The organism is Pseudomonas sp. GW456-E7 (assembly GCF_059424105.1).
Genome location: NZ_JBWKZB010000035.1, coordinates 40120 through 58419, shown reverse-complemented (window position 1 = coordinate 58419; position 18300 = coordinate 40120). Strand labels below are relative to the sequence as shown.

The following is an 18300-nucleotide window of genomic DNA, read 5'->3' as shown; positions in this document are numbered from 1 at the left end:
ACTCACGCGACCCTTGTAGGAGCTGCGAAGGCTGCGATCTTTTGATCTTGCTTATAAAAAAAGATCGCAGCCTTCGGCAGCTCCTACATGGATCGTCAAAGGCCTGCCAGTGCCTTGGCCAACCTCTTCCCCCTCGCCCCCGCGGCCAGATCCATCACCGCTTGATCGCGCTGCCACATCGCCGCCCACTCCGGCGGCCCACCGGCCAATGCCTCATTCACCTCCGTCTTGAGCGCGTCAAACTGCGCGAACAACCCGCCAAGCACCACATGCCCGGCCAGACTGGTCGGTGGCTGGCGGCTGGTTTCCGCGCACCCTGCCAACAGCCCCAGCAGACGCAACTGCAAGGATTGCGGCCAGGCACAGTCCTGACCGACCCCATGCAGCCACGCCGTCATGGCGCTCAGTACATAGATGTCTTCCAGCGTGCGGAACGGTTTGACGTACGCATCCCAGCCGTCCCCGGCGAGCAATTCGCACAAGGCATTATCCAGAAACAACCGGCCGTGGCTGATGTCCGGCATCAACGGGATCGGCGCCAGTTTTTCCACCCGCACGCCCGGCTCATCGCGATAGATCACCGCCAGGCTCAAGCGCGGGTCAGTGCCGGGCTCCTCGCTGCGTGCCGCCACCAGCAGCCAGTCGGCGGCATTGCCGGCGGTGACGAAATCCTTGCGTCCGCTCAGACGCAAACCGCTCAGGCGGGTTTGCATGTCGGCCGGGCGCAAGCTGCGCTGTTCGGTGGCGCACAGCGCGCCGAGGCTCAGTGGCGCGCTCGGCCAGAGCATGCGCAATGCCGCTTGATATCCCACCAGAAACGCCAGCCCCGGCGTCGCCATCAGCCGCCCGCCCAGCACGGCCAATTCAAACGGCGTGACCGTGCCCAACTGCTGCAACAAAGTCGCAAAACCTTCGGCCAGGTCCGGGTTGGCGGGCAAGCGATCACGGCGGTTCAACAGGGTTTGCCAGGGCATAAGAGGCTCCTCGTGGGCTGTCATATAAGCATCACCAAAGCTTAATGGCGATGACACCGGGGCTACATAGCCTGACTTTGCACAACACGGCTAGACAAAGAAAGTCGATTCGCTGTAGCCCAAAGACGGGTGAGCAGCCCGCACGGAGATTCGCCATGACTCAGATCGCCCGCATCAGCGACACCGCCAACGAACGCCGCCTGCAAGCCGAACGCCTGGTGGGCGCCGAGGCGCTGCAGGAAGCCCAGGCCTTGCGTTTCAACGTGTTCAGCGGCGAATTCAACGCCAAGCTCAAGGGCGCTGAACTGGGTCTGGACATGGATGACTACGACGTCCACTGCGCCCACATCGGCGTGCGTGACTTGAACACCGGGCGCCTGGTGGCGACCACCCGTTTGCTCGACCACACGGCTGCCAGCAGCCTGGGCAAATTCTACAGCGAAGAAGAATTCAGCCTCCACGGCCTGGTGCACCTGCAAGGCCCGATCCTGGAAATCGGTCGCACCTGCGTCGACCCGGCCTACCGCAACGGCGGCACCATCGCCGTGCTCTGGGGCGAACTGGCCGAAGTCCTGAACCAGGGCGGCTACAGCTACCTGATGGGCTGCGCGAGCATTCCGATGCAGGATGGCGGCGTGCAGGCCCATGCGATCATGCAGCGTCTGCGCGAACGCTACCTGTGCACCGAACACCTGCGCGCAGAGCCGAAAAACCCGCTGCCAATCCTGGACATCCCGTCCAACGTAATCGCCGAAATGCCACCGCTGCTCAAGGCCTACATGCGCCTGGGCGCGAAGATCTGCGGCGAGCCGTGCTGGGACGAAGACTTCCAGGTCGCCGACGTGTTCATCCTGCTCAAGCGCGACGAACTCTGCCCGCGCTACGCCAAACACTTCAAGGCGGCTGTGTAATGAGCCGGTTGCGGGTGTACGCGCGAATCGCGCGAGTGCTGATGGTGGTGACGCTGGGCCTGGGCATGGCCAGTGTGTTCGGCGTGTTCGAACGCCTGGGCCTGGCCCATTCGATGACGCGTCGTCAGCGCTGGTCGCGATTTTTCATGGCCCGCCTGGGCAACGCCCTGCCCTTTGACGTGACCGTCCACGGCGTGCTGCCGAAGACACCGATGCTCTGGGTCAGCAACCATGTGTCCTGGACCGACATTCCGCTGCTGGGCATGCTCACGCCGCTGTCGTTCCTGTCCAAGGCCGAAGTGCGCACCTGGCCGGTGGCCGGTTGGTTGGCGGCCAAGGCCGGCAGCCTGTTCATCCGTCGTGGCTCGGGTGACAGCCAGTTGATCCGCAAGCAGATGACCCGCCATCTGGAACAGGCCTACCCACTGCTGATGTTCCCGGAAGGCACCACCACCGATGGCCGTTCGCTGCGCACCTTCCATGGTCGCCTGCTGTCCGCCGCCGTCGACTCCGAAGTGGCGCTGCAGCCAGTGGCGATCCGTTATGTGCGTGACGGCGAGCCTTGCGCGCTGGCGCCGTTCATTGGCGACGATGATCTGCTGTCGCACCTGATGCGCCTGTTCGCCAATGACCGCGGTGGTGTAGAGATTCATCTGCTCAAGCCAATTGCTTGCGAAGGTCGGGAACGTGCAGCGCTGGCGTTCGAGGCACAGCAGGCGGTGCAGAAGGCGTTGTTCGGGACTGTCGTTGAACCTCAGCGAGCACCGATGCGCCCTGCCATTGCGGCGTAAACACATCCCCCTTGTGGGAGCGAGCTTGCTCGCGATAGCGGATAATCATTCAACGATGATGTTGACTGACCCACCGCAATCGCGAGCAAGCTCGCTCCCACACTGGTTTTATGTTGTTGGATAGTTCCGCGCAAAATCCTGCAACTGCGGATAGAACAACCGAAAGTCCTCGCTCAACGGTTCATACAACTGCCGCAACTCCTGCATCGCCGCCGCCAGTTCCTCCGGCCGGGTCAGGCGCCGCGAGATCCCGCGCAACACCTGCTCCAGCACTTCGAATTCCTGATACGAGCCCAACCAGTCATTGGCCACCATGTGCGGCGCAATCTTCGCCAGCCGCTCCGGCAGTTGCCGCTCGCTGGACAGCACGCGGTACACGTCCGAAGTGAACAGCTCCAGCGGCCGGTCGGCATACAGCCTCCAGTCCCTCGCCAGGCAATGGTCAAAAAACACGTCGAGCACGATCCCCGCATAGCGACGACGGGTCAGGGAGAAACGCGACAACGCGACATCCACAAGAGGATGGCGATCGGTGAACACGTCGATGCTGCGGTGCAACTGGATAGCCCCTTCGATGTCCGGAGCGAACTGCCCTTGCAGGCGTCCCTTGACGAAATCGCCATACAGGCTGCCGAGCAATTGGCCGGGGCGCTGGCCACCGAGGTGAAGATGTGCGAGATAGTTCATGGGCGCAGCTTAGCACTGCCCCCTTGTCTTGTTACACTCAACGTATCGTTATAACTCGATATACCGAAATGTGAGCTGATCAGAGCCAAATCATATTTGTATATCGCGAAATACCGATTTAAAGTTCGCTTCATCGCGATATAGCGTTTTAAACATCACGAGCCCACATCATGACCATCAACCTCGACGAAATAATAAAAGCCCTGGCACACCCAGTACGGCGAGAAATCCTGCACTGGCTCAAGGACCCGACCGTCGAATTTCCCGACCAGTCCCACAGCAACGAGCACGGCGTTTGCGCCGGGCAGATCGATCAACGTTGCGGCCTGTCGCAGTCCACGGTGTCGGCACACCTGGCGACCCTGCAACGCGCCGGCCTGATCAGCAGCCGCAAAGTCGGCCAGTGGCATTTTTTCAAACGCAATGAGGAAACCATTCAGGAGTTCCTCAAAACCTTCAGTAAAGAGCTCTGACCCTTAAAGTCAGTCAGCCGAAAAGGAATCAGACATGCCCCTCTCGCTACTCATCCTGGCCTTGAGTGCCTTCGCCATCGGCACTACCGAGTTCGTCATCATGGGCCTGCTGCCCAACGTGGCGGCCGACCTCGGTGTATCGATTCCCGGTGCCGGCTGGCTGGTGACCGGTTACGCCCTGGGCGTGGCCATCGGCGCGCCGTTCATGGCGCTGGCCACCGCCAGGCTGCCGCGCAAGGCCGCCCTGGTGGCGTTGATGGGCATCTTCATTATCGGCAACCTGCTCTGCGCAGTGGCCGGCGACTACAACGTGCTGATGTTTGCCCGTGTGGTTACCGCCCTGTGCCACGGTGCCTTCTTCGGCATCGGTTCGGTGGTGGCTGCCGGCCTGGTGCCTGCGAACAAACGTGCCTCGGCCGTGGCCCTGATGTTCACCGGCCTGACCCTGGCCAACGTCCTCGGCGTACCGCTGGGCACCGCCCTAGGTCAGGAAGCCGGCTGGCGTTCGACCTTCTGGGCCGTGACCGTGATCGGTGTGATTGCGCTGATCGGTCTGATCCGCTTCCTGCCGGCCAAGCGCGATGAAGAAAAACTCGACATGCGCGCCGAACTGGCCGCACTCAAGGGCGCTGGCATCTGGCTGTCCCTGAGCATGACGGCACTGTTCGCCGCCTCGGTGTTCACCCTGTTCACCTACGTCGCGCCGCTGCTGGGCGAAGTCACTGGCGTCTCGCCCCGTGGCGTGACCTGGACCCTGATGCTCATCGGCCTGGGCCTGACGGTCGGCAACATCATCGGCGGCAAGCTGGCCGATAAAGGCATGGCCGCGACCCTGATCGGTGTGTTCGCGACCATGGCCGTGGTGTCCACCGTGCTGACCTGGACCAGCGTCGCCTTGATCCCGACCGAAATCACCCTGTTCCTCTGGGCCACTGCGTGCTTCGCCGCCGTACCGGCGCTGCAAGTGAACGTGGTGACGTTCGGCAAAGCCGCACCGAACCTGGTGTCGACCCTGAACATCGGCGCTTTCAACATCGGCAACGCCCTGGGTGCCTGGGTCGGCGGCAGTGTGATCGCCCACGGCTTCGGCCTGACCAGCGTGCCGCTCGCGGCAGCCGTACTGGCGGTACTCGCCCTGCTGGTGACCCTGATTACTTTCCGCCAGAGCGGCAACCCCGATCTGGCTCCTGCTACCCACTAATCACCTGAAACCTCACGAGGGTTGTATTTCATGACGACTATTTTCGATCCAATCAAACTGGGCGACCTCGAGTTGGCCAACCGCATCATCATGGCGCCCCTGACCCGCTGCCGCGCCGACGAAGGCCGCGTACCCAACGCGCTGATGGCCGAGTACTACGTGCAGCGTGCGTCCGCCGGGCTGATCCTCAGCGAGGCCACTTCGGTGACACCGATGGGCGTCGGCTACCCGGACACCCCGGGCATCTGGTCCAACGATCAGGTACGTGGCTGGTCCAACGTGACCAAGGCCATCCATGGCGCGGGCGGCAAGATCTTCCTGCAGTTGTGGCACGTGGGTCGCATTTCCCACGGCTTGTACCTGAACGATGAAGCCCCGGTCGCCCCGAGTGCCATCCAGCCCAAGGGCCACGTCAGCCTGGTTCGTCCGCTGGCCGACTTCCCTGTTCCGCGCGCCCTGGAAACCGCTGAAATCGCCGACATCGTCGACGCTTACCGCGTCGGTGCCGAGAACGCCAAGGCCGCCGGCTTCGACGGTGTGGAAATCCACGCCGCCAACGGCTACCTGCTCGACCAGTTCCTGCAAAGCAGCACCAACCAGCGCACCGACAACTATGGCGGTTCCCTGGAAAACCGTGCCCGCCTGCTGCTGGAAGTGACTGACGCCGCCATCGAAGTCTGGGGTGCCGGCCGTGTAGGTGTGCACCTGTCGCCACGCGCCGACCTGCATGACATGGGCGACGACAACCTGGCCGAAACCTTCACCTACGTCGCTCGCGAACTGGGCAAGCGTGGCATCGCCTTCATCTGCTCGCGCGAGAAAGAAGGTGCCGATAGCCTCGGCCCACAGCTCAAGGAAGCCTTCGGCGGCCCCTACATTGCCAACGAGCGTTTCACCAAGGACAGCGCCAACGCGTTGCTCACCAGCGGCAAGGCCGATGCGGTCGCCTTCGGCGTCCCCTTCATCGCCAACCCTGACCTGCCGGCACGTTTGAAGGCCGATGCGCCGCTGAACGAAGCGCGCCCGGAACTGTTCTACGCCAAGGGCCCGGTCGGCTACATCGACTACCCGACGCTGTAAGCTTCAGCCATTGAAACGCAAAAGCCCCGACTCGAAAGAGTTGGGGCTTTTTATTTCCGAACGTTTAACAGTTCAGCCATTTACTGAGTCAAGAAGCCGATACGTAATAAAGCCACACACACTTGAACCCTAATCAAATTAAAAAGTGTTAAACCGCTGTCGTAGCCCTCAAACAACCAAGGAAGTTATCTCATGGAAGAAAACATGAACACTGAAATCGATATTGAAAATTATGAAGATTTTGAAGCGTACGACATCATTACGGAGGCTGACTTCGTTTCGCTGAATTCGACTCCATTCTGGTTATTGGCGCAGCTCAACCCGATACTTGCTGCTACGCTGCAAGTAACACTGGCGGGCCTTTCTGCCGAAGAAATCATGAAGATGGCAGAACAATCGCAGATAGAAGCCACTTATCTCAATTATCTGAGGGAGGCGAACGAAGAGGAGCAACATGAATGGAACAGCATTGCACGCACCGCTTCACCGACCAGTATTTTGATTACTATTTTCAACAGTACGAATGAAGTCTTTTCGCTACATAACGCCAGTTGGGATTACAGCGGACACCCTGTTTCCGACTTCGATATCGAACCTCTCCAACACCTGTGTTTTACATTGCGCCATCAAACGCCAGTAGTGAAAAGGGACAAACCGAGCAAATACCCCACTAGCATCAATCAAAACTTCTCTTTCAAAAGCGCTTCACACGCTTTTGAGTTTTCGACTTCTATCAGATTAAAGAAGCAATACGAGTTTTTCTCCTTCTCGCCGCCGACCATACCTTACAGAGAACATACGATCCGTTCTGTCGGAGCCGAGTCGCTGGAATGCAGCTCGCAGATTTCTCGGAAACTGGCGGAGCGCCCTTACAGCTACGCTGTCGCCATCACTCTGGGGTGAGTTGACAGCATCATTCAACGAGCGCCTTGCAACGAGGCGCTTTTCAGACGCAAAACAATTTTCCTACAAAATAGGCAGCTATCGAGCTGTCCACGTGGAAAGTGACCGTATATAAATGCGCCCTGACTCAATCACACGCCAATCAGCGTGGTGAACCAGGAACTGATCGTAAAGGTGCATTTTCTTTCATTTGCGCAGGCTGGGGCTCAAGCGCAGCATGTCCAGCCCGGTATCGACCCATCGTTCGGCTTCGGTGTGCAATTCAAAACTGTCGGGGGCCAGCAACCACTGGTACAGGATGCCGTCAATGTATGCATGCAAGCTGATCGCGGCGCGAGCGGTGTCGAGGTTTTCCGGCAACTGCCCTCGATTCACGGCATTGCTCAGGGCCAGACCGATTCGCACGTTGCATTCGAGGCTGGCTGACACACGCTGTTGGCGCAGGTCGCACATTTCATCGGTGAATTCGCACTTATGAAAAAGAATCTCATTGATGCGTCGGGTTTTCGGGTCCAGCGCAATTTGATGAAACAAATGAATCAACAACTTGCGCATGCAGCCCAGGGGATCGAGTTCGTCTTCACTCTCGCTGGCCTTGGCCATTTCTTCCAGTGGCTCATGCAAGGTGTCGAGCATGGCCTGCACCAGATCCGCCTTGTTGCTGAAATGCCAGTAAATGGCCCCACGAGTGACGCCGGCCAGGGTGGCGATATCCGCCAGGGTCGTACGCGCCACGCCTCGCTCGTAAAAGGCCTTTTCGGCCGCCACGAGAATTTGCGCGCGGGTTTCCTGAGCTTCCTCTTTGGTACGACGGACCATGGCAGTACAACCTCAATCAGGGTGCTTCAGCGATGTCTGAATATCAGCTGAATAAAAGTGGGGCGAACGTTCTGGGGGTTCGTCCCCGGCCTACAATTCCAGCCTTTCAACGGCTTGTGTAATGGCTTTTGTAACGGCGCTGATACGCAGCCTGGGTATTTACAAACAGCCATGTACGTAAGTATATTACTTAGCAAGCTACTTATCCACTCGGCAACCATATTTCAACCTTCCACCTTTCTAGTGCGCACGTTGCGCGCCTGACCCGAGGATTTTCATGCAATTCAAGCCAGCTGTTACCGCTCTGGTCGCCGCCGTCGCCCTGGCATCGCTGCTCAGCGGATGCAAAAAGGAAGAGGCAGCACCGGCCGCCCCACCGCCTCAGGTCGGCGTCGTGACTCTGCAACCGCAAGCGTTCACCCTGACCTCCGATCTGCCCGGCCGTACCAGTGCGTTCCGCATTGCCGAAGTCCGTCCTCAGGTCAACGGCATCATTCTCAAGCGCCTGTTCAAGGAAGGCAGCGACGTCAAGGCCGGCCAGCAGCTCTATCAGATCGATCCATCGGTCTATGAAGCGACATTGAAAAGCGCCGAAGCCAACCTGCGCTCGACCAAGTCGATTTCCGACCGCTACAAGCAACTGGTCGACGAGCAGGCTGTAAGCCGGCAGGAATACGACACCGCCGTGGCCAACCGCCTGCAATCGGAAGCCGCACTGCAAACCGCACAGATCAACGTGCGCTACACCAAGGTCTATGCCCCGCTGACCGGCCGCATCGGCCGCTCCTCGGTGACCGAAGGCGCGCTGGTCAGCAATGCCCAGGTCGATGCGATGGCGGTGATTCAGCAAATCGACCCGATCTACGTCGACGTGACGCAGTCCTCGGTCGAGCTGCTGCAACTGCGCCGCGAGCTGGAAAGCGGTCGCCTGCAAAAAGCCGGCGACAACGCGGCCTCGGTCAAGCTGACCCTGGAAGACGGCAGCGATTACAAGCTGGACGGCAAACTGGAATTCTCCGAAATCTCGGTTGACCAGACCACCGGTTCCGTCACCCTGCGCGCCATTTTCCCGAACCCTGACCACACCCTTCTGCCTGGCATGTTCGTGCACGCCAAGTTGCTGGCCGGTGTGAACAGCGCGGCGATCCTGGCCCCGCAGCAAGGCGTGACCCGCGACCTCAAGGGCACCCCGACCGCGCTGGTTGTCGGCCCGGACAACAAGGTCGAACTGCGTCAACTCAAGGCCAACCGCACCGTCGGCAACCAGTGGCTGATCGAAGACGGCCTGAAGGCCGGCGATCGCCTGATCACCGAAGGTCTGCAATTCGTCAAACCCGGCATCGAAGTCAAGGCCAGTGAAGCGACCAACGTAGCCGTAAAGAACCCGGCCCCCGCTCAGACAGCTGATAAAGCCTCTGGCGGAAAAGGGGAGTAAACCATGTCGAGATTTTTTATCGACCGTCCGATTTTCGCCTGGGTAATTGCCCTGGTGATCATGTTGGTCGGGGCACTATCGATCCTGCGGTTGCCGATCAACCAGTACCCGAGCATTGCGCCTCCGGCGATCGCCATTTCCGTGACCTACCCGGGTGCTTCGGCACAAACGGTACAGGACACCGTGGTTCAGGTGATCGAGCAACAGCTCAACGGTATCGACAACCTGCGTTATGTCTCGTCGGAAAGTAACTCCGACGGCACCATGACCATTACCGCGACCTTCGAGCAAGGCACCAACTCCGACACCGCGCAGGTTCAGGTGCAGAACAAGCTGAACCTGGCCACCCCGCTGCTGCCGCAGGAAGTGCAACAGCAAGGTATCCGCGTCACCAAGGCGGTGAAGAACTTCCTGCTGGTGATCGGCGTGGTGTCGCGTGACGGCAGCATGACCAAGGACGACTTGTCCAACTACATCGTGTCGAACATGCAAGACCCGATCTCGCGGACCGCCGGTGTCGGTGACTTCCAGGTGTTCGGTTCGCAGTACGCCATGCGTATCTGGCTCGACCCGGCCAAGTTGAACAACTACAACCTGACCCCGATCGACGTCAAGACCGCCATCGCGGCGCAAAACGTCCAGGTGTCGTCCGGTCAGCTCGGCGGCCTGCCTGCCCTGCCCGGCACCCAGTTGAACGCGACGATCATCGGCAAGACCCGCCTGCAGACCGCGGAGCAATTCGACAAGATCCTGCTCAAGGTCAACAAGGACGGCTCCCAGGTTCGCCTCAAAGATGTTGCCGAAGTCGGCCTGGGGGGTGAGAACTACAGCATCAACGCCCAGTTCAACGGCGCCCCGGCTTCCGGCCTGGCGGTGAAACTGGCCACCGGTGCCAACGCGCTCGATACCGCCAAGGCCCTGCGCACGACCATCGACAGCCTCAAGCCGTTCTTCCCGCAAGGGATGGAAGTGGTGTTCCCGTACGACACCACGCCGGTGGTGACCGAGTCGATCAAAGGTGTGGTTCACACCCTGGTCGAAGCGATCGCGCTGGTGTTCCTGGTGATGTTCCTGTTCCTGCAAAACTTCCGCGCCACCGTGATCACCACGATGACCGTGCCGGTGGTATTGCTCGGTACATTCGGGATCCTCGCGGCTGCCGGGTTCAGCATCAACACCCTGACCATGTTCGGTATGGTGCTGGCCATCGGCTTGCTGGTGGACGACGCCATCGTCGTGGTGGAAAACGTCGAACGGGTGATGAGCGAAGAAGGCCTGTCACCGAAGGAAGCCACCAAGAAGTCCATGGGCCAGATCCAGGGCGCACTGGTCGGTATCGCCCTGGTGTTGTCGGCGGTTCTGCTGCCAATGGCGTTCTTCAGCGGTTCCACCGGTGTGATCTACAAGCAGTTCTCGATCACCATCGTCTCGGCCATGGCCCTGTCGGTACTGGTCGCGCTGATCTTCACCCCGGCGCTTTGCGCCACCATGCTCAAGCCGATTCCGAAAGGCGAGCACGGCGTACCCAAGCGTGGTTTCTTTGGCTGGTTCAACCGCAATTTCGACCGCGGCGTTCGCGGCTACGAACGTGGTGTGGGCAATATCCTGCAGCGCAAGATCCCGTATCTGCTGGCGTACCTGCTGATCGTGGTGGGCATGATCTGGCTGTTCACCCGCATTCCGACGGCGTTCCTGCCGGAAGAAGACCAGGGTGTACTGTTTGCCCAGGTGCAAACCCCGGCCGGCTCCACGGCCCAGCGTACCCAGGTGGTCGTGGATGAAATGCGTGAATTCCTGCTGCGCCCAGGCAAGGATGGCGGCGAAGGCGATGCGGTGAACTCGGTGTTTACCGTGACCGGCTTCAACTTCGCCGGTCGTGGCCAGAGCTCGGGTATGGCGTTCATCATGCTGCGTCCGTGGGACGAACGTAACGCCGACAACAACGTGTTCAAGGTGGCGGCCCGTGCCCAGCAGCACTTCTTCACCTTCCGCGATGCCATGGTGTTCGCCTTTGCACCACCGGCGGTACTGGAGTTGGGTAACGCCACCGGTTTCGACGTGTTCCTGCAGGACCGCGCCGGTATCGGCCACGAAAAACTGATGGAAGCGCGCAACCAGTTCCTTGGCATGGCCGCACAAAGCAAGATCCTGTCTCAGGTGCGTCCGAACGGCCTGAACGACGAACCGCAATACCAACTGGAAATCGATGACGAGAAGGCCAGTGCCCTGGGCATTACCATCGCCGACATCAACAACACCCTGTCGATTGCCCTGGGCAGTAGCTACGTCAACGACTTCATCGACCGTGGTCGGGTGAAGAAGGTTTACGTGCAAGGCCAGCCAGGCTCTCGAATGGGCCCCGAAGACTTGCAGAAGTGGTACGTGCGCAACGCCCAGGGAACCATGGTGCCGTTCTCGGCATTCGCCAAGGGCGAGTGGATCTACGGTTCGCCGAAACTGGCCCGCTACAACGGCGTGGAAGCGATGGAAATCCTCGGCGCCCCGGCACCGGGTTACTCCACCGGTGAAGCCATGCTCGAAGTCGAAGCCATTGCCAAGAAGCTGCCGGCCGGTGTCGGTATTTCCTGGACCGGCCTGTCGTACGAGGAACGTCTGTCCGGCTCGCAAGCGCCGGCGCTGTACGCCTTGTCGCTGCTGATGGTGTTCCTGTGCCTGGCGGCGTTGTATGAAAGCTGGTCGATTCCGATCGCGGTGATGTTGGTGGTACCGCTGGGGATCATCGGTGCACTGATGGCCACCAGCCTGCGCGGTTTGTCCAACGACGTGTACTTCCAGGTAGGCCTGTTGACGACTATCGGTCTGGCGGCGAAAAACGCCATTCTGATTGTCGAATTTGCCAAGGAACTGCACGAACAGGGGCGTAGCTTGCGCGACGCGGCAATCGAAGCCTGCCGCATGCGTCTGCGACCGATCATCATGACCTCCCTCGCCTTCGTTCTGGGTGTGGTACCACTGGCGATATCCACGGGCGCAGGTTCGGGCAGCCAGCATGCAATCGGTACCGGCGTGATCGGCGGTATGATCACGGCCACTGTGCTGGCGATCTTCTGGGTCCCGCTGTTCTTCGTCACCGTGTCGTCCATTGGCCAGCGTAAGATTGCCAACCCGGATGATGCTACTGAAACTCCTAAAGAGGCTGGCTAATGAGCAAGTCGCTACTCTCCCTGGCAGTCGCCGCCTTCGTGCTCGGTGGCTGCTCGCTGATACCTGATTATCAGCAGCCCGAAGCACCGGTGGCGGGGCAATACCCGCAGGGCCCGGCTTATTCGCCGGCCCAGGCACCGGCGCAAGCCGCTGCCGAGCAGGGCTGGAAGCAGTTTTTCCACGACCCGGCGCTGCAACAGCTGATTCAGGTTGCCCTGGAAAACAACCGTGACCTGCGTGTCGCGGCCCTGAACATCGACGCCTTTGCGGCTCAGTACCGCATCTCCCGCGCCGACCTGTTCCCGGCCGTTTCGGCCAATGGCACCGGCAGCCGCCAGCGCCTTCCGGCTAACGCGTCGCAGACCGGCGAAGCCGGCATCACCAGTTCCTACTCGGCAACGGTTGGCGTCAACGCCTACGAACTCGACCTGTTCGGTCGGGTTCGCAGCCTGAACGAGGAAGCGTTGCAGAAGTACTTCGCCACCGAAGAAGGCCGGCGCAGCACGCAGCTCAGCCTGGTGGCCAGCGTCGCCAACGCCTACCTGACCTGGCAGGCCGACAAGGAACTGCTGAAAGTCACCCAGGACACCCTCGCCGCGTTCGAGGAGAGCTACAAGCTCACCGCGCGCAGCAACGAAGTGGGGGTCGCCTCGGCCCTGGACCTGGCGCAGTCGCGGACCTCGGTGGAAAACGCCCGTGCGCAACTGGCCCGTTACACCCGTCAGGTCGCCCAGGATGAAAACAGCCTGGTACTGCTGTTGGGTACCGGCGTCCCGGCCAACCTGCCAGCGGCGAAACCGCTGAACGACGACCTGTTGGCCGAAGTACCGGCCGGCCTGCCGTCGGACTTGCTGCAACGTCGTCCGGACATCCTCCAGGCCGAGCACAACCTCAAGGCGGCCAACGCCAACATCGGCGCGGCACGGGCAGCGTTCTTCCCGAGCATCAGCTTGACCGCCAACGCCGGGACCCTGAGCCCGGACCTGTCCGGCCTGTTCAAGGGCGGCTCGGGTACCTGGCTGTTCCAGCCGCAGATCAACCTGCCGATCTTCAACGCCGGCAGCCTGCGCGCCAGCCTGGATTACTCGAAGATCCAGAAAGACATTGGTGTGGCGAACTACGAGAAGTCCATTCAAACGGCCTTCCAGGAAGTCGCCGACGGCCTGGCCGCACGCGGGACCTACACCGATCAGGTACAGGCACAGCGTAATCTGGTCAGCGCCAACCAGGACTACTACCGCCTGGCCGAGCGTCGTTATCGCATCGGTGTCGACAGCAACCTGACGTTCCTCGATGCCCAGCGTCAGCTGTTCAACTCCGAACAGAATCTGATCACCGATCGCCTGGCGCAGCTGATCAGTCAGGTCAACCTGTACAAGGCACTGGGTGGTGGCTGGAACGAACAGACGGCGAACAACGAGCCGTTGAAGGAACAAGCGCCGAAGATGAAGTATTTCTGATAGCGCTGTGAAAACACGAAGCCCACCGATTGGTGGGCTTTTTGTTGGCAGCGGGAAAAGGTGTGTCGTCAGGTATGGCCTCTTCGCGAGCAAGCCCGCTCCCACAGGGTCACTGTGATCCACAAATTTTGTGTACGACACGGACACTGTGGGAGCTGGCTTGCCAGCGATGAGGCGCGCAAGAACAGCACAAAAATCACAGTCAATCTAATGTTCGATAATCGCCCAAAACCCGCTTTTTACGATTGAACCATCCAGTACATTCCACGCACCATCCGAACCACAAAACCAATAACAACAGGTTCGACACCATGCCCCCGCGCCCTGCCCTCCCCGGCTGATCCGCTTCGCTTTTCATGATTTCGACTGTTCGTCTGCAACCCCCAGGTTGCGGCATCACCCCGTTTCATCCAAGAATTAGAGAGACCCGAGCTCATGACGCCTTCTCCCGCGCCGTACTTCGTTCCCAGCCTGATCGCCATTGCCCTGGCCTGCGCGGCCCTGCCCGCCAGCGCCGAGGAGTCGGGCTTTGTCGAGGGCGCCAAGGTCAACCTGAACCTGCGCAACTTCTACATCAATCGCAACTTCACCAACCCGACCAAGGCCCAGGGCAAGGCTGAAGAGTGGACGCAGAGTTTCATCCTCGACGCCAAGTCCGGATTCACCCAGGGCACCGTCGGGTTCGGCATGGATGTGCTGGGTTTGTACTCGGTAAAACTCGACGGCGGCAAAGGCACCGGTGGGACGCAACTGCTACCGCTGGACCATGACGGCCGCCCTGCAGACAACTTCGGCCGCACCAACGTGGCGTTCAAGGCGAAGTTGTCGCAGACCGAAGTCAAGGTTGGGGAATGGATGCCGGTACTGCCGATCCTGCGCTCCGACGACGGTCGTTCGCTGCCGCAAACCTTCCGTGGCGGCCAGATCACCTCGAAGGAAATCGATGGCTTGACGCTCTACGGCGGCCAGTTCCGCCAGAACAGCCCGCGCGACGACAGCAGCATGAGCGACATGTCGATGACCGGCAAAGCCGCGTTCACCTCCGATCGTTTCAACTTCGAGGGCGGTGAGTACGTGTTCAATGACAAGCGCACCCAGATTGGTCTGTGGAACGCCGAGCTCAAGGACATCTACAGCCAGCAATTCGTCAACCTGATCCACAGCCAGCCGCTTGGCGACTGGACCCTGGGCGCCAACCTGGGTTTCTTCTACGGCAAGGATGACGGCAGCGCCCGGGCCGGTGAGCTGGACAACAAAACCCTGTACGGGTTGTTCTCGGCCAAATACGGCGGCCACACCTTCTACGTCGGCCTGCAGAAACTCACCGGCGACAGCGCCTGGATGCGGGTCAACGGCACCAGCGGCGGCACCCTGGCCAACGACAGCTACAACTCCAGCTACGACAATGCCCGGGAGAAATCCTGGCAGGTGCGCCACGACTACAACTTCGCCGCCCTTGGCGTACCGGGCCTGACCCTGATGAACCGCTATATCAGCGGCGACAATGTGCACACCGGCAGCATCACCGACGGCAAGGAATGGGGACGTGAATCGGAACTGGCCTACACCGTGCAAAGCGGCGTGCTGAAAGACCTGAACCTGAAATGGCGCAACTCGACCATGCGCCGGGATTACAGCAATAACGAGTTCGATGAGAACCGGTTGATCATCAGCTATCCGATCAGCCTGCTGTAAACACAAAACAAATGTGGGAGCGAGCTTGCTCGCGATGGCGGTGTATCAGGCGACATCAATAGTGAATGTGCCGACGCCATCGCGAGCAAGCTCGCTCCCACAGGTTGTTCACCGTTTTACCGCTTACTCCCGCGACTCGACCCCCAACTCATCCCACACCGATTCGGCCAGGTGGAAGGTCGCATTGGCCGCCGGAATGCCGCAGTAGATGGCGCTCTGCATGATCACTTCCTTGATCTCGCCACGGCTCACGCCATTGTTGGCGGCGGCGCGCAGGTGCAGTTTGAGTTCGCCCTCGCGGTTCATGCCGATCAGCATGGCGATGGTGATCAGGCTGCGGGTATGGCGCGGCAGGCCCGGGCGGGTCCAGATGTCGCCCCAGGCGTGGCGGGTGATCATCTCCTGAAACTCCGAGTTGAACTCGGTCAGGGTCGTCAGGCTGCGGTCGACATGCGCGTCCCCAAGGACCGCGCGACGGACCTTCATACCCTCGTCATAACGTTGTTTTTCGTCCACGAATATCCCCTCAATCAGCCGACAGAAACGCCAGCACGCACTCGCTGAACGCATCGCCTGCCTGGACGTTGGACAAATGCGCGGCGTAGAACTCGGCGTACTCGGCCCCGCGCACATGTTCCTGAATGAAATGCCCACCGGATGGCGGCGTCACCGCGTCTTCGGTCCCGGCAATCACCAGCAACGGCGCCTTGATCGAGGACAACCGCTCGCGGAAATCGGCATCACGCACCGCCGCGCAATTGGCCGCATAGCCTTCGGGCGAAGTGGCCGCGAGCATGTCGGTAATCTGCTTGGCCGCCGCCGGGTTGGCGGCGGAGAAGTCCGGGGTGAACCAGCGGGCAATCGAGGCATCGCGCAAGGCAACCATGGCTGCCTGGCCATCACGCAGGACCATTTCGATACGCGGGTTCCACACTGACGGATCGCCGATTTTCGCCGCGGTGTTGCACACGATCAGCTTGTTCAGGCGCTCGCCGGCATTGATCCCCAGCCACTGGCCAATCAGCCCGCCCATGGACAAACCACAAAAATGTGCGTGCTCGATGTGCAAGGCATCCAGCAAGGCGAGCACGTCGTGGCCCAGTTGCTCGATGCTGTAAGGCCCCGGTGTCACCAATGACTGGCCATGGCCGCGGGTGTCAAAACGCAACACGCGAAAATGCTCGGAGAACGCCGGGATTTGCGCGTCCCACATGTGCAGGTCGGTGCCCAAAGAGTTGGACAGCACCAGCACCGGCGCATCGACCGGTCCATCCAGTTGATAATGCAGTTCGCCCTCGGCGAGTTGTACAAAAGCCACAGCGATTCTCCTTCAGGCAGTCAATGCAGAATGTTCGGCCACCGCCCGCTCGACCCAGGTTTTGGCCTGGCCGAGGTAATGAGCAGGGTCCAGCAGATGATCGAGTTCAGCCGCCGACAGCTCGGCGGTCACTTGCGGTTCGTCGCCGAGGACAGCTCGCAGGTGACGCTGTTCGGCCACCGCACGTTTGCAGCAGCGTTCGAGCAGATGGTGTGCGGTATCGCGGCCGACCCGTTGGGCGAGGACGATGCTCACCGCTTCGGCGAGCACCAGGCCCTGGGTCAGATCGAGGTTGTGCGCCATGCGCCCGGCATCCACTTCCAGTCCTTGGGCGATCAGCAAAGCTTGCTGCAGGCTGCCCGACACCAGGCAGCAAATCTCCGGCAGGGTTTCCCACTCGGCATGCCACAGGCCAAGACTGCGCTCGTGTTCCTGAGGCATGGCGCTGAACAGCGTCGAGAGCAAACCGGGTACACGCGTCGCCGCGCCGATCAACACTGCCGCGCCCACCGGATTGCGCTTGTGCGGCATGGTCGAGGAACCGCCCTTGCCCGGCGCCGAAGGTTCGAACACTTCGGCGGCTTCGGTTTGCATCAGCAGGCTGACGTCGCGACCGAGTTTGCCGAGACTGCCGGCAATCAACCCGAGCACCGCGCCGAACTCCACCACACGATCGCGCTGGGTGTGCCACGGTTGCTCGGGCAAGGTCAGTTGCAGTTCTTCGGCCAGCGCCTGGGCAATCGGCATGGCCTGCTCGCCAAGTGCCGCAAGGGTGCCGGACGCACCGCCGAATTGCAGCACCAGCAAACGCGGCTTCAATTCGGCCAGGCGTTGGCGACTGCGGGTCACGGCGCCCAGCCAACCGGCGATTTTCATGCCCAGGGTCACCGGCGTTGCATGCTGCAACCAGGTGCGCCCGGCCAATGGCGTGGCCACATATCGTTCGGCCTGCGTCGCAAGGGTTTGCCCCAGTTGCGCCAGATCGCTTTCGATCAGCTCCAGCGCTCGACGCAATTGCAGCACCAGGCCGCTGTCCATCACATCCTGGCTGGTCGCGCCCAGATGCACGTAACGCTCGGCCTCGGCATTCTGCGCAGCGATCTGCTTGCCCAGCGCCTTGACCAACGGAATCGCCGAGTTACCCGCCGTGGCAATCGCCTCACCCAACGCCGCAAAGTCGTAGAGCCCGGCGCTGCAGGCCGCCTCAATCGGCGCGACTGCACTCGATGGTATCAAGCCGACTCGCGCTTGCGCCCGGGCCAGTGCCGCTTCGAAATCGAGCATGGCCTGGACCCGGCCCTGATCGCAGAACACGTCACGCATATCGCGGGCGGTGAAATAGGCATCGAACAATTGATTGCCCGGTCGCTGGTTCATAAACAGTTCCT

Annotated in this window: 16 protein-coding genes; 10 read left to right on the top strand and 6 right to left on the bottom strand. The window is 60.7% G+C overall.

Translation table 11 applies throughout. From position 1 onward, the window contains the following. Window positions 1-95: 95 nt before the first annotated feature. Window positions 96-974 (bottom strand): acyl-CoA dehydrogenase family protein, encoded by an 879-nt coding sequence (locus AC07YV_RS21040; RefSeq protein WP_102701042.1) that lies wholly within the window; start codon window positions 972-974, stop codon window positions 96-98. A 155-nt stretch (window positions 975-1129) separates the two neighbouring features. Here AC07YV_RS21040 and olsB point away from each other — a divergent pair, with 155 nt between their 5' ends. Beyond that, window positions 1130-1885, top strand: a complete 756-nt coding sequence (gene olsB / locus AC07YV_RS21035; RefSeq protein ID WP_102701041.1) for an L-ornithine N(alpha)-acyltransferase — start codon at window positions 1130-1132, stop codon at window positions 1883-1885. Further along, window positions 1885-2676: a lysophospholipid acyltransferase family protein gene (locus AC07YV_RS21030; protein WP_102701040.1), complete on the top strand. Its 792-nt coding sequence runs from the start codon at window positions 1885-1887 to the stop codon at window positions 2674-2676. The genes olsB and AC07YV_RS21030 overlap by 1 nt, the downstream gene beginning before the upstream one ends. Before the next feature lie 108 nt (window positions 2677-2784). Here AC07YV_RS21030 and AC07YV_RS21025 read toward each other — a convergent pair whose 3' ends face one another. Further along, complete coding sequence (locus AC07YV_RS21025; protein WP_102701039.1) at window positions 2785-3363, bottom strand: acyl carrier protein phosphodiesterase; 579 nt, start codon at window positions 3361-3363, stop codon at window positions 2785-2787. A gap of 170 nt (window positions 3364-3533) precedes the next feature. Here AC07YV_RS21025 and AC07YV_RS21020 point away from each other — a divergent pair, with 170 nt between their 5' ends. From AC07YV_RS21020 to AC07YV_RS21005, 4 genes are all read left to right on the top strand, one after another. Continuing rightward, entirely contained in the window at window positions 3534-3836 is a 303-nt protein-coding gene (locus tag AC07YV_RS21020) for an ArsR/SmtB family transcription factor (RefSeq protein WP_007983055.1), read from the top strand. A gap of 34 nt (window positions 3837-3870) precedes the next feature. Continuing rightward, on the top strand, window positions 3871-5037 hold the full coding sequence (locus AC07YV_RS21015; RefSeq protein ID WP_102701038.1) for an MFS transporter: 1167 nt from the start codon (window positions 3871-3873) through the stop codon (window positions 5035-5037). A gap of 30 nt (window positions 5038-5067) precedes the next feature. After that, window positions 5068-6117 carry an alkene reductase gene (locus AC07YV_RS21010; protein ID WP_102701037.1) on the top strand — a complete coding sequence of 350 codons (1050 nt, stop codon included), beginning with the start codon at window positions 5068-5070 and terminating at the stop codon, window positions 6115-6117. 192 nt (window positions 6118-6309) lie between these two features. Next, window positions 6310-7020: a hypothetical protein gene (locus AC07YV_RS21005; protein ID WP_102701036.1), complete on the top strand. Its 711-nt coding sequence runs from the start codon at window positions 6310-6312 to the stop codon at window positions 7018-7020. Window positions 7021-7206: 186 nt separating this feature from the next. On the opposite strand, the gene emhR is transcribed toward AC07YV_RS21005, so the two are convergent. After that, window positions 7207-7839, bottom strand: coding sequence for an efflux system transcriptional repressor EmhR (gene emhR / locus AC07YV_RS21000; protein ID WP_015093857.1), 633 nt, complete (start codon window positions 7837-7839; stop codon window positions 7207-7209). 277 nt (window positions 7840-8116) lie between these two features. Between emhR and emhA the strand changes: the two genes are divergently transcribed. The 4 genes from emhA (at window position 8117) to AC07YV_RS20980 (ending at window position 15594) form a co-directional block, all read left to right on the top strand. Further along, window positions 8117-9274, top strand: coding sequence for an efflux RND transporter periplasmic adaptor subunit EmhA (gene emhA / locus AC07YV_RS20995; RefSeq protein WP_102701035.1), 1158 nt, complete (start codon window positions 8117-8119; stop codon window positions 9272-9274). A 3-nt stretch (window positions 9275-9277) separates the two neighbouring features. Then, window positions 9278-12439 carry an efflux RND transporter permease subunit EmhB gene (emhB, locus tag AC07YV_RS20990; protein WP_102701034.1) on the top strand — a complete coding sequence of 1054 codons (3162 nt, stop codon included), beginning with the start codon at window positions 9278-9280 and terminating at the stop codon, window positions 12437-12439. Continuing rightward, window positions 12439-13899, top strand: coding sequence for an efflux RND transporter outer membrane subunit EmhC (emhC, locus tag AC07YV_RS20985; protein WP_102701033.1), 1461 nt, complete (start codon window positions 12439-12441; stop codon window positions 13897-13899). The genes emhB and emhC overlap by 1 nt, the downstream gene beginning before the upstream one ends. 435 nt (window positions 13900-14334) lie before the next feature. Continuing rightward, on the top strand, window positions 14335-15594 hold the full coding sequence (locus AC07YV_RS20980; protein ID WP_102701032.1) for an OprD family porin: 1260 nt from the start codon (window positions 14335-14337) through the stop codon (window positions 15592-15594). Window positions 15595-15717: 123 nt separating this feature from the next. Here AC07YV_RS20980 and pcaC read toward each other — a convergent pair whose 3' ends face one another. The 3 genes from pcaC to AC07YV_RS20965 are packed head-to-tail and all read right to left on the bottom strand — an operon-like array spanning window position 15718 to window position 18289. Then, window positions 15718-16110 (bottom strand): 4-carboxymuconolactone decarboxylase, encoded by a 393-nt coding sequence (gene pcaC, locus AC07YV_RS20975; RefSeq protein ID WP_007976697.1) that lies wholly within the window; start codon window positions 16108-16110, stop codon window positions 15718-15720. 10 nt (window positions 16111-16120) lie between these two features. Further along, on the bottom strand, window positions 16121-16912 hold the full coding sequence (gene pcaD, locus AC07YV_RS20970; RefSeq protein ID WP_102701031.1) for a 3-oxoadipate enol-lactonase: 792 nt from the start codon (window positions 16910-16912) through the stop codon (window positions 16121-16123). Between the two features lie 12 nt (window positions 16913-16924). Beyond that, window positions 16925-18289: a 3-carboxy-cis,cis-muconate cycloisomerase gene (locus AC07YV_RS20965; RefSeq protein ID WP_102701030.1), complete on the bottom strand. Its 1365-nt coding sequence runs from the start codon at window positions 18287-18289 to the stop codon at window positions 16925-16927. Between the last annotated feature and the right edge of the window lie 11 nt (window positions 18290-18300).

What these genes read in the sequence shown, in the direction of transcription:
- AC07YV_RS20980 (WP_102701032.1), top strand. Translation starts at nt 14,335, where the DNA reads ATGACGCCTTCTCCCGCGCCGTACTTCGTTCCCAGCCTGATCGCCATT.
- AC07YV_RS21015 (WP_102701038.1), top strand. Translation starts at nt 3,871, where the DNA reads ATGCCCCTCTCGCTACTCATCCTGGCCTTGAGTGCCTTCGCCATCGGC.
- emhB (WP_102701034.1), top strand. Translation starts at nt 9,278, where the DNA reads ATGTCGAGATTTTTTATCGACCGTCCGATTTTCGCCTGGGTAATTGCC.
- AC07YV_RS21040 (WP_102701042.1), bottom strand. Translation starts at nt 974, where the DNA reads ATGCCCTGGCAAACCCTGTTGAACCGCCGTGATCGCTTGCCCGCCAAC.
- AC07YV_RS21025 (WP_102701039.1), bottom strand. Translation starts at nt 3,363, where the DNA reads ATGAACTATCTCGCACATCTTCACCTCGGTGGCCAGCGCCCCGGCCAA.
- AC07YV_RS21010 (WP_102701037.1), top strand. Translation starts at nt 5,068, where the DNA reads ATGACGACTATTTTCGATCCAATCAAACTGGGCGACCTCGAGTTGGCC.
- emhC (WP_102701033.1), top strand. Translation starts at nt 12,439, where the DNA reads ATGAGCAAGTCGCTACTCTCCCTGGCAGTCGCCGCCTTCGTGCTCGGT.
- emhR (WP_015093857.1), bottom strand. Translation starts at nt 7,839, where the DNA reads ATGGTCCGTCGTACCAAAGAGGAAGCTCAGGAAACCCGCGCGCAAATT.
- emhA (WP_102701035.1), top strand. Translation starts at nt 8,117, where the DNA reads ATGCAATTCAAGCCAGCTGTTACCGCTCTGGTCGCCGCCGTCGCCCTG.
- AC07YV_RS20965 (WP_102701030.1), bottom strand. Translation starts at nt 18,289, where the DNA reads ATGAACCAGCGACCGGGCAATCAATTGTTCGATGCCTATTTCACCGCC.
- AC07YV_RS21020 (WP_007983055.1), top strand. Translation starts at nt 3,534, where the DNA reads ATGACCATCAACCTCGACGAAATAATAAAAGCCCTGGCACACCCAGTA.
- AC07YV_RS21030 (WP_102701040.1), top strand. Translation starts at nt 1,885, where the DNA reads ATGAGCCGGTTGCGGGTGTACGCGCGAATCGCGCGAGTGCTGATGGTG.
- AC07YV_RS21005 (WP_102701036.1), top strand. Translation starts at nt 6,310, where the DNA reads ATGGAAGAAAACATGAACACTGAAATCGATATTGAAAATTATGAAGAT.
- olsB (WP_102701041.1), top strand. Translation starts at nt 1,130, where the DNA reads ATGACTCAGATCGCCCGCATCAGCGACACCGCCAACGAACGCCGCCTG.